The following is a 15,174-nucleotide window of genomic DNA, read 5'->3' as shown; positions in this document are numbered from 1 at the left end:
CGGGGCATCTGTTTGCCCCGAATTCTGTCTTTGAAGGTTATTCGAGTTCGACTGGTGGACGGAAGACCATCTCATGCATCACCACATCTTCTGGAAGTTCTAAGATCTGGTTGATGGTGTAGGCAGCACTCTTCGCACTCATATATTGAGGGCGTTCTACTTCGCGGAAGTTAGTGTCCGTACCGCCCGGAAATAACGTCGTTACTTTAATGCCATGTGGCTGCGCTTCTTTCATGAGTATTGAGCTGAAACCCGCAAAGCCTTGTTTCATCGCTGTGTAGACGCTCATGGTTTCGTTGGCGCGTTTTGCCACTGTGCTGACGACATTAATAATGAACCCCTTCTTCAACGGTTTCATTACGGTCAACGCTTCTCGGCTCAACAGAGCAGGAGCACGCAGATTCACAGCATACTGGTGATCAAATTCTTCCAGAGTGAACTCTTCAATGGCACATTTTCTCGAGTTCATGCCAGCGTTGTTGATTAACACATCCAGTTTGCCTAGCTGATGATAGGCTTTGTTAAACATCTCGACCGTTTGAGTGGCACAACTTAAATCTGCCTCAATGGTGAAGCATTGAGTCGCCGCTTGTAACTCGGCAAGTTTGTCGGTGTTTCTGCCAGTCGCAACAATGTTATGGCCTTTCGAAGCCAGTAATTTTGTGAGTTCATAGCCGATGCCGCTAGTCGCTCCGGTGATTAGGATATTCATAGCTATTCGCTTTTATAGACAAGGTGAGTGATGTATAGATAGTGTCAGTATCCGGCTTCTTCGTAAAGGAGATACGTACCGTAACAAAGTGATTATGGTGTGAAATTAAGGGTACTGCGCGGAAATGTATATGGTTGAAGTCCTGTTTAGTAAGGAATACGATGGTTGAGTTCTCAACTCAATGATTTGATGAATGATTAACTCTACGGGCTATCTTGTCTCTTCACTTCTCGCTACTTGATTGAAGGCAAATCCATACTTGAGTAATCAGTACAGGTTTGTTTAGCAACAACATAAGGAAATGAAATGTCTTCGATTTATCTTTTCGATTGGGGCGATACGCTGATGGTCGATTTTGTCGACGTACCAGGCAAGATGTGTGATTGGCCGATCGTTAAAGCGGTTGATGGCGCATTAGAAACACTGGAGATACTTTCTCGCAAACATGAAATCTACGTTGCAACAAACGCAGCGGATTCTCGTGAACAGGATATAAAAGCCGCTTTCCAACGGGTAGGGTTAGCACCATTCATCAAAGGTTATTTTTGCTTTGAAAATATAGGGTTAAACAAACAAGACCCTAACTTCTATATAAACATTGCCAACAAGCTAGGTGTACCTCCAGAGAGCATCACTATGGTTGGTGATAACGAAGTCAATGATGTTGCAACAGCAGTTAAAGCGGGCTTGAATGCAGTTTGGCTCAGTCATTCGGGCGCTAAGCATTCATCCTATAGAACGATTACCTCGTTAACCGAGTTAACTCGTATTTAAGCCGTAACAATAAAAGGAGCACATAGTGAAAACCATTGGAATGTTGGGTGGAATGTCGTGGGAATCTACGGTGAGTTACTACAAAGCGATTAATGAAGGTGTCAAGCAGGCGTTGGGTGGTTTGCACTCTGCGAAGATAGCGCTTTACAGTGTGAATTTCGATGAAATTGAGCAATTACAACGAGTTGGCGATTGGGATCAAGCGGGTGTTATTTTAGGTGACGCGGCTAAATCCATACAGGCGGGTGGAGCAGATTTTTTGCTGATCTGCACCAATACTATGCACAAGGTTCTCCCGCAAATTGAAGAGCAAATCGATATTCCTGTTCTTCATATTGCTGACGCAACGGCAAACAAGCTCATTGAAGATGGCATTTCAAAAGTAGGATTGCTTGGTACGGCTTTCACTATGGAACAGGATTTCTACAAACGTAGGATCAGCGAAAAATTTGGTATTGAGGTGATCGTACCTGAGCATGAAGAGCGTGAAGTCGTACACCGAGTGATTTATGATGAGTTGTGTCAGGGACAGATCCTTTCCGAATCCAGAGAACACTACATTACCATTATTGATAATTTACGCCGAGCAGGTGCCGAAGCGGTGATTCTGGGCTGTACGGAAATCGCCCTGTTGGTTGAACAACAACACACACAAGTAAAGCTTTACGACACGACAAAAATACACGCTGAAGAAGCCGTAAAGCTAGCGCTTTCCAACTAAAGAATCCCCCATCTAAGAAGCCGCCAGTACAATGTGCATCTTGGAGTGGCTTGCTAAAAGAGGATGTAAATACAAAGCTATGTTTGAAGGTTCTTCTAGGTATAGTCTGCCTATCATGGTCATCATTGCATTGATGTCGGCGTCGATTGGGCTGGTGTCTTCTATACCTCTCGCTGAGCTTTTTATCTCAGCAGCGGCAATTATTGTTTTAAGAAAGCGCTTTAATGTGCAAATCGTCATTCCCAATTCGCTTCTGATGTTTATCCAAGTGATATTAGGTATCAGTGTTGGCGCAACGATCTCATTAGGCGAACTTTCCCATACCTTGAATCCTGCGGTGATTCTTGGTTTAGTGATTTGCCTAATATTGCAAACAAGCTGTAGCTATTGGTGGCTTCACCACAAAGAAAAATGGAATCCGTTTGAATCCTTACTTGGCGCTGTCCCCGGTGCCATGGCTGCCATCTTGGTCATTAGTGAATCGGGAAATAAACCGTCGCCAAGAGTGGTGTATTCTCACTCGGTTCGTTTGATCATACTGATTGTTTTAGCGGGCTTTATTTCAAACACTACAGCTGACGTAGCGATTGAGCATACGATGATTGGTTGGCAACAGTGGGCGTTACTTATGGGCGTCATTGCCGTGAGTATGATTTGCGGTAAGCTCTCGCTACGATTCGGTATACCAGCACCGTATATGATTGCATCGCTAGTGATTGCTGCTTTTTGTAACAGCTATATCACGACGATAGATTTATCTGTGCCGTCGTTCATTGTCATTTTTGCCACTGGTCTGCTCGGCTCATTGATTGGCGCTCGTTTAGCTGAAACCACTTTGCGTGAGGCGATGTCCTATTCAAAGGCGGGTGTATTTGTCACTGCCATTGGTCTGCTTGTTGCAGCAGTGACGTCTTATGTTGCATCTCATTTATTAGGCTTAAGCTGGGTCGTTGTGCTGTTGGCCTGGGTGCCGGGAAGTGTGGAAGCAATGACGGCCGTTGCTCTGCTGCTTGGATTGGAACCTGCGTTCGTCATGGTAAATCATGCGATTCGACTGTTACTGCTTTACACCTTGCCTGTTGTGTTGAAAAACCGATTGGAGCAGTTGAGAGAACAGCAGTAGTGTTTTGAACATTATTGTGGGACTTAAAAGCTCAGTTGTAAAAAAGCCCGCTATTGCTAGCGGGCTTTTGCCTGTATGACGCTAAATTATTTAGCGAATACGTCTTTAAAATCACGCTTCAGGATTGGGTCACGACGAGCTTTCTTAAGCTGTTTCGCCATATCTTTCACACAATCGTAAAGAACTTTGTCAAGCAACTGAGCGCGGTACTGTTCTTTGTCTTCTTCTGTCATATCTTTTGGTAGTTGAATGCTTGGAAACTCTTCCATCACATTGATACCTGCAAACGCTTGGCTAACAGAAATAAGTGCATGAAACTGCTCAAAATTATCCAAAATGTTTTGCGCACTCGCTGGAAGTTCATCCCAAGCTTCACGAACCGCTTCTTCAGAAACTTCGTGGATAGATGTCACCATTTGGTACATCTCTTCTGGTACTTGGTCGAATTCGATTACTTGGCGTAACTCTGGAGAGATGGCTTCTAAGTCCACTGTCGTTACTTCGTTTTGAGTTGTCTCAGACATGAAAAAATTCTCGGTAAGAAAAACTGTAATGCTAGAAATTTTGGGTGAAATGTCAACATAAGCTTTTCATTATTAAGCGGTGAAAGGCAGTGAAAGTTATGCTATACGTAACTATATGATTGTAATAAAACGAGATTAGCATGGTAGCTTCCGGTTCCTCGATGCGAATTTTGTTAGTTGATGATGTGCAACTAGACAGAATGCAGCTTGCGATTCGCTTAAAACAACTTGGTCATAATGTCGAAGCTGTTTCCAGTGGACGCGAAGCTTTATTGCTTTACCCGCAGTTTGATCCCGAGCTTGTGCTGTTAGATATATCAATGCCTGACATGGATGGTTTTCAACTGTCACAGGCAATACGCTCAAGTTATCCTAATGACTGGATTCCAATTATTTTTCTCAGTGGGCATGATGAACCCGCTATCATCGCGCAAGCGATAGAGGCTGGTGGCGATGATTACCTGACTAAGCCCGTTGATAAGCTGGTTCTTAACTCAAAACTTCTTGCTATGCAGCGCATTGCCAATATGAGAAGGGAACTGAAACGCACCAGTGCGAAGTTAGAAGAGCTCAACAGAGTGTTGCAGCATCAAGCCAATGAAGATGGTTTGACTCAGGTGTTTAACCGTCGTTTTATGGATGAGAAGCTCAAAGAGATGATCTCTTGGCATGGTCGCCATGGTGGGGCTTTTACGGTCATCCTGTTTGATGTCGACCAATTTAAGCCGTATAACGACAACTATGGTCATATAGAAGGCGATCGTTGCTTGTACACTATAGCGCAAGTTGCCAATAGACTGTTTTGTCGCAGCGGTGAATATGTTGGTCGTTATGGTGGTGAAGAGTTTGTGGTCATGCTTTCTCATAACGAAGAGTGTGAGACTGCTGCGGAACGAATTCAAATGGCAATTCATGAACTGTGTTACCCACACGCCTTTAGCACTATTTCCAATTTTGTCACGGTTTCCCAAGGGGTAGCTTCCGTTACTCCAACGGGAAGAGAAACGTTATCAAATATCTATGAAGTGGTAGATAAAGCCTTGTATCAAGCAAAAATACAAGGCCGAGATCGTTATGTGATCAAGCAAATTGACTACAACTGAGAGCTAGGACTTATAGTTTGCTAGTTTTTGTTTGATATTTTCTCGCAAAGCTTTGTGGGCTGGGTTCTTCAGCTCTCTTTTGTGATAGACCAAGTGATAAGGCGCTAGGTCTGTTTTTATTGGGCACTCTAAAACTTGCAGATCCAATTTGTCCGCCCACTTTTGTGCAAAAGACTGATTCACAAATGCCAGTGCGTCGCTTTGTGAAGCATGAAGGATAAGCCCTGCGATAGACCCACTAATGATATTGGTTTTTCTTTCTTCAATGGGCTCTTGAGTAATTTGTTCAAATCCGCGCAGATTTTCCCACATAGCGGAATTAAGCACGTGAAGTTCCTGATAGTACTCCTGCTTGGTTATAGAACCTCTGATTCGTGGATGATTTTTTCGGCAAACCACCACGAGAGGTTCCCGATGTACTTCTTCTATCACGAATGAACTGTCTTTCATCAAAATCGTCTCGATGATTAGATCGGCTTTTTGCTGACGCATGTGTTCGAACAAGACATTTTTATCTTGTGGAGATTCAGTAAAAGTAATGTTATCCATTGGCCAAAGGCAGTGAAGTATCGCTTCATTACAGTAGACACTAAAGTGTTCTCGCATGTGCATCGCATTTTCGATAATGTCTAAAGCCTGACGGAAAAACGGTATCAGTTGATAACCTTTTGTCGTTAATTCTATTCCCCGTCCATTTTTAACGAACAAAGTTTGTCCGTATTCTTTTTCTAATCGCTTTATTGCAGAACTGACAGCAGGTTGGGTGAGGTTCATTTGTTCAGCTGCTTCCGCAACCGCCTACGCGGCAGAAAAGCCAAACATTTTAGTTATCTTTGGTGACGATGTTGGTTACTGGAACTTAAGTACTTACAACCAAGGTATGTTGGGCTACACAACTCCGAACATCGACAGCATTGCAAAAGATGGTGCGAAGTTCACTAACTTCTATGCTCAGCAAAGTTCTACTGCTGGCCGTAGTGCTTTCATTACAGGTCAAATGCCAAAACGTACAGGCTTAAGTAAAGTAGGTTTGCCTGGGGCAAAAGAAGGTATTTCTGAGAAAGATCCAACGATTGCTACTATCTTGAGAGACATGGGTTATGCAACCGGTCAATTCGGTAAAAACCACCTAGGTGACCGAGATGAACACTTGCCAACTAACCACGGCTTTGATGAGTTCTTTGGTAACCTTTACCACTTGAACGCTGAAGAAGAACCAGAAAATGTGGACTACCCACAAGATCCTGAGTTTAAGAAGAAGTTCGGTCCTCGTGGTGTGATTCACTCATACGCTGACGGTAAAATTGAAGATACTGGTGCTTTGACCCGTAAGCGTATGGAAAACGTGGATGGTGAGTTCCTTGAAGCTGCTGAAGGCTTTATGGAGAAACAGGTAAAAGCGAAGAAACCGTTCTTTACATGGTTTAACACCACTCGTATGCACAACTTTACTCACCTTCCAGATGAGTACAAAGGTGCTACTGGCCATGGCTTCTATGCTGATGGTGTGAAACAGCATGATGACCAAATTGGTCAAATTCTGCAGAAAGTTAAAGATCTAGGCATCGAAGACAACACTATCATCGTGTATACCACTGATAACGGCCCTATGATCAACCTATGGCCAGAAGCAGGTATGAGCCCATTCCGTAGTGAGAAAAATACGGGTTGGGAAGGCGGCTTCCATGTTCCAATGATGATTAAATGGCCTGGCCACATTGAAGCAGGTCAGACTCTAAATGGTATTACTTCCCTAGAAGATTTCTTCCCTACATTAGTTGCTGCGGCTGGTAACGACAAAGTGAAAGACGAGCTTCTAAAAGGTAAGAAAGCGGACGGCAAGTCATACAAGGTTCACCTAGATGGCTATAACCAACTGTCTTACTGGACTGGTAAATCTGAAGAGTCAGCACGTAATGAGTTCTTCTACTGGAGTGATGACGGTGACTTATTTGCTTTGCGTCAAGGCAAGATGAAGTTCCACTTCAATATCCAAGAGAACGAAACTGGTCTGGCAATCTGGCAGAAACCGCTGACTAAACTGCGTGTTCCAATGATGTATGATTTAAGTATCGACCCATTTGAACGTGGTGATACAGGTATTGGTTACGGCCAATGGCAGTACGAGCGTTCATACTTTATGGCTCCTGCTGTGGCTAAAGTGGCAGAGATGATGGAAACGTTTAAAGAGTTCCCACCACGTATGGAAGCGGGTTCTTTCGTTCCAAAATAAGCCAATTGGTTGTAATTTAATGGTGGCGCTCTACGGAGCGCCCTATTTTGAAATAAGGACGTATAAATGACAAAAACCTCAATGCGCGCTTCAACAATGCTGGATGTGGTGGCGTTAAAGTCAGCGTATAAAGATTTAAGTGACAAACCTCAATACCAACGTCGTTTTCACGTGATGGCAAAACCGGGTGGCGCGAAATGTAACATTGACTGCCAATATTGCTTTTACTTGCATAAAGAAGATCTGCTTCATCAGCCAAAACAACCCAAAATGGATGATGAAACCTTAGAAGCCTTTGTGAAGAGCTATATTGAGAGTCAAGATGGCGAAGAAGTTGTCTTTTCTTGGCAGGGTGGGGAGCCGACTTTACTTGGTCTGGACTATTTCCGCCAAATCGTATCTTTGCAAAAGAAATATCAACCGAAAGGTGTTCGTATTGAGAACGACCTGCAAACCAACGGCATTTTGCTGAATGATGAATGGTGTGAGTTTCTTGCGCAGAACAACTTCCTTGTCGGTCTTTCAATCGATGGTCCGGAAGATATCCACAATAAATATCGCGTCACACGCAGCGGTAAACCAACCTTCCATTTGGTGATGAACGCCGTTGAGAAAATGAAACAGCATGGTGTACGTTTCAATGCGTTGGTTACCGTGAACAATCACAACGTCAAATATCCGCTTGAAGTGTATCGCTTTTTAACTCAAGAACTCGGAGTTACCTACATTCAGTACAATCCCGTTGTTGAACCAAGCGATTTCAAAACCACGGCGCCACAATTCTGGAATGAGAGCATGATTCCAGCGGTAGGCAGTGAACTTGCTAAACCGGGACACTCTATGTCGGTGGTAACGGACTGGTCTGTAGATGCTGACGACTGGGGGCAGTTCCTGATTGCGACGTTTGAAGACTGGGTGAACAACGATCTTGGTCGAGTGTTGGTTAACCTGTTTGAAACGGCTGTTGCTCAAGTGATGGGTAAACCTTCCCAGTTATGTATTACGCAGAATTCTGTGGTAAGGGGCTGGCTATTGAACACAATGGTGATGTGTTTAGCTGTGACCACTATGTTTACCCAGAATACAAACTCGCCAATGTTAAGGAACGCCCGTTGAATGAGATGGCTTTCTCTGTTCGACAACAAGCCTTTGGCACCGCAAAACGTGACTCTTTGCCTAAATATTGTAAAGAGTGTCCATACCTGAAATTGTGTTGGGGTGAATGTCCGAAAAACCGTCTGCTAAAAACGCCTGACGGCGAAGAGGGACTAAACTATCTTTGCCCGGGCATTAAGGCATTCTTTGACTACTCGTTACCGATCTTAACGGGCATTTCTGTCTTACTTGGGCAAAATAACAAATAGATTGAACAACATATTGGCTTGGACAAAACGACTTAGTAGGAAACAACAATGGCAGCAACTGACGATATGACTAATCAAGCCCACTCTGATGTGGTGACATTATTAAACTATTTAGATTCACAAGTTGTTGGTCAGAAATCGGTCGTCAAAGGAATTCTGCTTGGTCTATTGAGTAGCGGGCACGTTCTGCTGGAAGGTTTACCGGGAACCGCGAAAACTCGTTCCGTTAAAGCGCTGGCGAATGCCCTGTCTATTTCATTTGGTCGAATCCAGTTCACACCCGATTTGCTGCCTTCTGACGTAACAGGCACTGAGGTGCTGCAGGAATCAGAAGGTAAATCGTCACTGCATTTCCAACCGGGGCCAGTGTTTAACCAGATTGTTCTGGCGGATGAAATTAACCGTGCTCCAGCTAAAGTTCAGGCAGCACTGCTTGAAGCAATGGCAGAAGGCACCATTACGGTTGCAGGTGAGACCCACTCCTTACCCGAGTTGTTTATGGTTCTGGCTACGCAAAACCCAATAGAGCAAGAAGGTACTTATCCTCTGCCTGAAGCTCAGATGGACCGTTTCCTGCTCAAAGTGTGTGTCGATTACCCAACCCATAGTGCTGAACGCGATATTATCCGATTAGTACGTCAAGAAGAGACGGGGGAGTGGTTTTCTTCAGGCATTGAACGAGTCTCTATTGATCCTGCTTGTATTACTCAGGCTCGAAAAGAAATTACAAAAATTGAGCTGTCCGAGCTGGTGGAAACCTATATCGTCAATTTGGTGATGGCGACACGTGAGCCGGAGCAGTATCCAGAGTCGAAGTTGTCTAACTGGCTTGCCATTGGTGCAAGCCCGCGTGCTTCGATTGCTTTAGACAAGTGTTCACGAGCACTCGCTTGGTTAGAAGGTCGTGACCATGTGATTGTTGACGACGTACGAGCCGTGGCACCGATGGTAATGGGACACAGATTGAGCTTGTCTTATGAAGCACTCGCCGATGGTATCAGTCAGCAAGATTTGGTCATGGAACTACTGGACGTCGTCAATATTGGGTAATTGATATGGATGATAAGCAAGATCGCTTAGACCCACGGATTTACGTTGACATCAAACAGCTCAATCGTACGCAAAGCCACGTATCCAGCATTAATTTATTAGGTGCTCGTTACTCTCGCGCACAAATGTCAGGGCGCTATCATTCCCATGCTCGCGGTCGAGGTCTGAATTTTGAAGAGTTACGTCACTACCAAAAAGGTGACGATATTCGTCAGATGGACTGGAAAGTGACCCAACGAACGGGAAAACCGCACGTCCGTAGTTATACCGAAGAGAAAGATCGTCAAATTATCCTCTGTGTTGATCAACGCAGCGCTATGTACTTTGGTTCGGTAAGTCATATGAAGTCTGTGGTGGCAGCTGAAATTGCAGCACTGATGGGTTGGATGGCGTTAGCACAGAATGACCGTGTGGGTTTTCTAATTTGTGACCATCAACGATTTCATTGGCGTTCTGCAAAACGAGGCGGTAAATCGTATCTACTCGGTCTGAATGAGTTGGTAGAAGCTAACCATAAGCTTAATGTCGACGTGCAAAACTCTGCCACTGTCGGTATGAGCCACTGGCTCAAAGCACTACAGGCGAAAAAATTAAAATCAGCCACTTTCATCATCATCAGCGACTTTACTGATGCCGATGACCAGACGCTTCGCCAACTGCAATATTTGCATCAACACAACGATGTAATCAGTGTCTTTGTCTCTGATCCTTTAGAATCGTCTATGCCTACTCATAACTCGGGTTCACCTTGGGTTATCGGAGATGGAGAATATCAGTTTGCTTTGGAACAAGGAAAACAAAGCGAAAAGGCTTACGAAACCTTGCAACAACGTCATGAAGAAAAACGTGCACAACTGAAAAAGCTGATGGCCGCTCAAAAACTGCCTTGTATAGAAATTGGTACTCATGGTGATCACTTTGTTGAGCTCGCCAAATATCTGGAGGTGATGAAATGATTCTTAAACCGCCAGACAGCTACATGCTAAGAAATATTCGCGATGTTGAGTTGCCAGAAGTATTCAGTTGGTTTCCTCAGACGATAGGCTGGAAAATCGTCTTTACCTTGATTGCGTTGTACACTGCTTATCGCATCTATCGCTATGCAAAGCACTGGTGGCACAACCGTTATCGTCAAGAAGCGATAGATGCACTTTTGTCTCTCACTCCTGATGACGCCAATTGGCCCTATCAAATGGTTAAGATAGTGAAAGCTGTAATTGTGTATCTGGACAAAGGAAACGCGGCTTTGTATGGGGTGAAACTACTGGCTCAAATGGATTACTTATCTACAGATAGCTCATCTGAAAAACACAGTTCTGCTGGAACACAAACGGGTTTTCAACATGATGATATATGTCTTCAATGGTTGGCTTGTGTCGAAAATTCCAAGTTGGAGAAGCCGAGTTTTGACCGTTTGCGCAGTGACTTAGTTGTTTGGCTCAAAACGCATCAAGTGAAACCGGAAGGTGAGCATGAGTAGTATTGAAATTGCACACCCTTGGTATTTTTTATTATTGCCACTTCCTTTGCTGGTGTACTGGCTACTACCTGCTTATCACAGTCGTGAAAGCGCAATTAAAGTGCCTTTCTTTTCTCAGGTCCTTGAAGCGTTAAACGAATCACCGAGAGAAGCCGCAGGTTTGCTTACTTCCCAATGGTGGCAAAAAGCCACGCTGTTTATTTCATGGTTATTGATCGTAACTGCTTTGGTACACCCAAGTATTTTGGGAGAAGTTCAAACCAGAGAAGAGTTTGGCCGTGATGTCATGGTGGTGGTCGACTTGTCCGGTTCGATGGCAGAACAAGATTTTACAACAGACGGAAAAAGCTTAACGCGTTTGCAAGCGGCAAAACAGGTATTGAAAGAATTTGTGGCTAACCGAGAAGGTGACCGTTTTGGTTTGATTTTGTTTGGAGATTCCGCATTTGTACAAACGCCATTTACCGCAGACCGATCCGTGTGGCTGAGTTTACTCAACGAATCCGATGTCGCCATGGCAGGACAAAGCACTAACCTTGGTGATGCAATGGGGCTTGGTATTAAAGTGTTTGAGCAGAATCGCGATCCAGAACAGCAAAAAGTAATGATTGTACTGACTGACGGCAATGATACAGGCAGCTTCGTTGAACCTATTGATGCAGCCAAAATCGCAGCTGCTAAAGGCATTAAAATTTACATGATTGCAATGGGGGACCCTGAAACAGTCGGTGAACAACCGCTGGATATGGACGTGATAGAACGGGTATCCACTCTGACAAAAGCACGCTCGTTTACCGCAATTGATCAACAAGCATTAAGTGATGCCTACAAGCTGATTGATGAGCTGGAACCGCAAACTTACAGCATGGCGACCTATCGTCCTAAAATCAGTCTTCATCATTATTTGATTATTGCTTTAGTCGTCATGCATCTGTTGGTGTTTGGCGCCCTCACCATCAAACGTATTCGAGAGGTGCCAAATGAGTGATTGGCAGCTTGAATGGCAATATCTTTTGCAGTTTCATTTTTTACGCCCTTGGTGGTTACTGGCATTGATACCATTGGCAGTGATTTTCTATCTACGCTGGAAAGTGAGTTCTGACGAAAATCGCTTTGCTTTTTTTCCTCCTCATCTGCGTAATGCGTTAACCGTGCAACGTTCCGGCTGGACAAATCAACTGCCGCTTAAAATGCTTATGCTGTTGCTTGTCCTGTCTGTTTTGATCTGTGCTGGCCCTGCATGGCAAAGACAAGCTTCTCCATTTGGTGAAGATTCAGCATCGCTGATGATTCTGCTTGATAATAGCGAAAGTATGCAGCAGAAAGATGTCGCACCGAGTCGACTTGAGCGAGCAAAACACAAGATCTCTGATTTAACAGAGTTGCGTGCTGGTGGTAAGACAGGACTAATGGTGTATGCGGGCAGTTCCCATGTTGCGATGCCGCTTACCAAAGATAATCAGGTGATATATCCATATTTGTCGGCGCTAAACCCAGGCATCATGCCACTTGCAGGGAAAGCTCCTCAAACCGCGTTACCTTTGTTGTCTAAGCAGATTGAAGCTAACAAAGGCAACTCAATCCTATTAGTGACGGATGGTGTTGATGCCAACTCGGTCAACGAATTTGAACGCTATTTTGAAACTCAGCCTTATCAGCTACTCATTCTCGCAATCGGTAATCCGGATATTACCGTAGATTCACCAATGGATTTGGCATCTTTGCGCACGTTGGCAGCAAAGACCAATGGTAAGCTGATTGAAATGAGCATTGATAATGCCGACGTTAATCAGCTTAACAGCCAAGTTGAGCGTTTTATGCTGATTAACAGTGATTCATCCATGCCTTGGCAAGATGAAGGTTATCGCCTGTTATATCCATTAATATTGCTGATGTTGCTATGGTTCCGTAAAGGCTGGCTAGTGAAGTGGAGCTTGGTGTTGGTAGTGAGTATGCCCTTGCTTATGCCAACCGCTGCGAACGCTGCGGGTATGGTATCGAGCAAAACAGAATCGACAATTGCCACAGAGCACGCGACGTTATGGGACAAAACCGAACAGTGGTGGATGGATTTATGGCTAACGCCTGATCAACAAGCCCAGCGATTGTTTAATCGTGGTGATTACAAGCAAGCGGCCGCTCACTATCAAAAGCCTCTGAATAAAGGCATTGCTTACTACTACGCGGGTGAATTCAAACTGGCTAATTCTGCCTTTATGCAAGATAACACCCCGCAAGGGCTTTATTACGCAGCCAGTGCACTAGCCAGACAGCGCGAGTATGTAGCCGCTCGTGCTCTGTTAAGGCAATTGAACGAGTTACCCGATCTCGATAGCGTTTTGCAACAGAATATCGCTCACAATCTTAAAGCTATCAGTGCAATTATTGATGAAATCAACATCATGAGTGAATCTCAGGCTAACAGCATGGATATGGATCAGGAAGTTTCCATTGAACTGCCTGATGATCAACCTCAAACTGCTGACGGTGCTGACGAGAATACTACGCAGGAAAATATGATTCAGCAAAAGCTCAGTGCAGACGATATCTTAGGTGATCCAAAGCTTGCGGAAGTATGGCTGAAGCGTGTAGAAGCCGATCCAAGCCGCTTCTTACAGTCTAAGTTTCAGATTCAGTACAATCAAGCGGGTTCTGAAGTGAATAGAGCAGAGGAAACGGGAAATGATTAAGTGGACTCAGCAACGCTTTTCGGAACTTATGCGCGCAATGATATTAGTGTTGTTGCTGATTTTGAGCGGAGTAACATTCGCTGACGAGTCTCAGTCTACACAAGTGACAGTGAAAACCTGGCTTGGTAGCAAACCGACAGATGAACTGCAAGTGTTTGCACCTACTCAACAAATCATCCTCAATATCGAAGTGTCTACTAACACTTGGTATACCGCAGGTACAAAAATTTCATCGTTAGAAATACCCGATGTATTGGTCAAACGCCGCAACCCTTTTGCTGTGAACTCTACGCAGCGCGAGAAAGGACAAACATGGTCTCGTCAGTTGTGGGAAGTAGTTCTCTATCCGCAGAAAAGTGGCGACTTTATTGTTCCGCCAGTCTCTCTTGAGGTACAAGTTGCTGGTTCTAACGGCGACAAGCAAAAAGTTACTTTAGAGACAACGCCTCAGCAATTCAGAGTGGAACTTCCGAATGCTGAACTGGGGGGGACTAAAAGTTGGTTTGCTGCCAGCGATGTAAAGGTTAAACAAGATTGGCAAACTTCTTCAGACGAACCTAAAGTTGGCGACACGATTACTCGTGTGATTGAAGTTCAGGCGCAAGATTCGCTATCAGTGTTACTGCCGAATTTAATGACTAACTCAGTCAATGACGCATGGCAGGGGTACCCGAATCCACCTGAACTAACGGATACTCAAAGCCGTGATGGTTACTTATCAAAACGTAAAGATAGTCTCACTTATGTTTTGCAGCAGGGTGGGGACATTACTTGGCCGAGTTATGAAATTTGGTGGTGGAATTCGGAAAAGCAAAGCTTGGAGAAAATTACGATAGAAGGGTACAAGGTGCATGTTAAGCACACGTTAGCCTCATGGCTAAAAGCTTATCGTTATATGATTCTTGGTGCCGCTTTGGTTCTATTTACGCTGGTAATGGTCATGCTTACTGCCCGCCGTTATTACCGTACGCATCCATCTCCTGCATGGGTGAAGTATTACTTATCTGTGTTTAAAAGACAGTGGCCGCTTGCGCGCGCTTTGCTATACAAAAAAGTACGTAAGGCTTATGGCAGCTTAGAAATTTCCTATGCAATACCAGAACATTTACAACCAAAGTCTTTGCAAGTTCAAACTGATGACATTAATCGTGTTGTTATGTCGAAGTTATGGCAGAACATAAAACGCAAAGTGAAACGCAGAAGAATGATACCAAAAGCGTTGCCGGAGTTGGATTGCATTAAGAAATAGACAATTTTCTAAGAGATTAACGTCCTGTAATAGGTATGATAGAAGTATATATTTTTCATATATAAAATTAATAAGAAATAAATATTAGAGAGATGGTATGTAGGTTAATTCTTCATTTTTCTAAATTTAGGTTTTTTTACATTCATGGATA

The 15,174-nt window shown here is 44.1% G+C and carries 14 protein-coding genes and 1 pseudogene; 12 read left to right on the top strand and 3 right to left on the bottom strand.

Annotated features, from left to right (window positions below):
* Positions 1–37: 37 nt before the first annotated feature.
* Positions 38–712, bottom strand: coding sequence for an SDR family oxidoreductase (locus AAGA51_RS19635; protein ID WP_042485834.1), 675 nt, complete (start codon positions 710–712; stop codon positions 38–40).
* A gap of 306 nt (positions 713–1,018) precedes the next feature.
* Here AAGA51_RS19635 and AAGA51_RS19630 point away from each other — a divergent pair, with 306 nt between their 5' ends.
* From AAGA51_RS19630 to AAGA51_RS19620, 3 genes are all read left to right on the top strand, one after another.
* Positions 1,019–1,486, top strand: a complete 468-nt coding sequence (locus tag AAGA51_RS19630) for an HAD family hydrolase (protein ID WP_042485837.1) — start codon at positions 1,019–1,021, stop codon at positions 1,484–1,486.
* 25 nt (positions 1,487–1,511) lie between these two features.
* On the top strand, positions 1,512–2,207 hold the full coding sequence (locus AAGA51_RS19625) for an aspartate/glutamate racemase family protein (RefSeq protein ID WP_042485840.1): 696 nt from the start codon (positions 1,512–1,514) through the stop codon (positions 2,205–2,207).
* A gap of 79 nt (positions 2,208–2,286) precedes the next feature.
* Positions 2,287–3,330, top strand: coding sequence for an AbrB family transcriptional regulator (locus AAGA51_RS19620; protein WP_042485843.1), 1,044 nt, complete (start codon positions 2,287–2,289; stop codon positions 3,328–3,330).
* 86 nt (positions 3,331–3,416) lie between these two features.
* On the opposite strand, the gene AAGA51_RS19615 is transcribed toward AAGA51_RS19620, so the two are convergent.
* Positions 3,417–3,854: a DUF3069 domain-containing protein gene (locus AAGA51_RS19615; protein ID WP_042485846.1), complete on the bottom strand. Its 438-nt coding sequence runs from the start codon at positions 3,852–3,854 to the stop codon at positions 3,417–3,419.
* 140 nt (positions 3,855–3,994) lie between these two features.
* On the opposite strand from AAGA51_RS19615, the gene AAGA51_RS19610 reads away from it, so the two are divergent.
* Positions 3,995–4,957 carry a GGDEF domain-containing response regulator gene (locus tag AAGA51_RS19610; RefSeq protein ID WP_042485849.1) on the top strand — a complete coding sequence of 321 codons (963 nt, stop codon included), beginning with the start codon at positions 3,995–3,997 and terminating at the stop codon, positions 4,955–4,957.
* A 3-nt stretch (positions 4,958–4,960) separates the two neighbouring features.
* Here the strand turns inward: AAGA51_RS19610 and AAGA51_RS19605 are convergent, their stop codons facing one another.
* Positions 4,961–5,731: a LysR family transcriptional regulator gene (locus AAGA51_RS19605; protein ID WP_052404595.1), complete on the bottom strand. Its 771-nt coding sequence runs from the start codon at positions 5,729–5,731 to the stop codon at positions 4,961–4,963.
* On the opposite strand from AAGA51_RS19605, the gene AAGA51_RS19600 reads away from it, so the two are divergent.
* From AAGA51_RS19600 to AAGA51_RS19565, 8 genes and pseudogenes are all read left to right on the top strand, one after another.
* On the top strand, positions 5,721–7,190 hold the full coding sequence (locus tag AAGA51_RS19600) for an arylsulfatase (RefSeq protein ID WP_255209382.1): 1,470 nt from the start codon (positions 5,721–5,723) through the stop codon (positions 7,188–7,190). The genes AAGA51_RS19605 and AAGA51_RS19600 overlap by 11 nt on opposite strands.
* A 66-nt stretch (positions 7,191–7,256) precedes the next feature.
* A pseudogene (locus tag AAGA51_RS19595) lies at positions 7,257–8,554 on the top strand (anaerobic sulfatase maturase).
* Positions 8,555–8,620: 66 nt separating this feature from the next.
* Positions 8,621–9,604 carry an AAA family ATPase gene (locus AAGA51_RS19590; RefSeq protein WP_042485983.1) on the top strand — a complete coding sequence of 328 codons (984 nt, stop codon included), beginning with the start codon at positions 8,621–8,623 and terminating at the stop codon, positions 9,602–9,604.
* A gap of 5 nt (positions 9,605–9,609) precedes the next feature.
* Positions 9,610–10,560, top strand: coding sequence for a DUF58 domain-containing protein (locus AAGA51_RS19585; protein ID WP_042485855.1), 951 nt, complete (start codon positions 9,610–9,612; stop codon positions 10,558–10,560).
* Positions 10,557–11,084, top strand: coding sequence for a DUF4381 domain-containing protein (locus AAGA51_RS19580; protein WP_042485858.1), 528 nt, complete (start codon positions 10,557–10,559; stop codon positions 11,082–11,084). Before AAGA51_RS19585 ends, AAGA51_RS19580 begins: the two co-directional genes overlap by 4 nt.
* The gene (locus AAGA51_RS19575; protein ID WP_042485860.1) at positions 11,077–12,072 is read left to right on the top strand and encodes a VWA domain-containing protein; all 996 of its coding nucleotides are present in this window, start codon (positions 11,077–11,079) and stop codon (positions 12,070–12,072) included. The genes AAGA51_RS19580 and AAGA51_RS19575 overlap by 8 nt, the downstream gene beginning before the upstream one ends.
* The gene (locus AAGA51_RS19570; RefSeq protein ID WP_042485864.1) at positions 12,065–13,774 is read left to right on the top strand and encodes a VWA domain-containing protein; all 1,710 of its coding nucleotides are present in this window, start codon (positions 12,065–12,067) and stop codon (positions 13,772–13,774) included. Before AAGA51_RS19575 ends, AAGA51_RS19570 begins: the two co-directional genes overlap by 8 nt.
* Positions 13,767–15,023, top strand: a complete 1,257-nt coding sequence (locus AAGA51_RS19565) for a BatD family protein (protein WP_042485867.1) — start codon at positions 13,767–13,769, stop codon at positions 15,021–15,023. Before AAGA51_RS19570 ends, AAGA51_RS19565 begins: the two co-directional genes overlap by 8 nt.
* Positions 15,024–15,174 lie beyond the last annotated feature (151 nt).

Origin of the sequence: Vibrio diazotrophicus (assembly GCF_038452265.1) — a bacterium.
GTDB classification, from domain to species: domain Bacteria; phylum Pseudomonadota; class Gammaproteobacteria; order Enterobacterales; family Vibrionaceae; genus Vibrio; species Vibrio diazotrophicus.
This window is presented reverse-complemented; position numbering and strand designations above follow the sequence as displayed.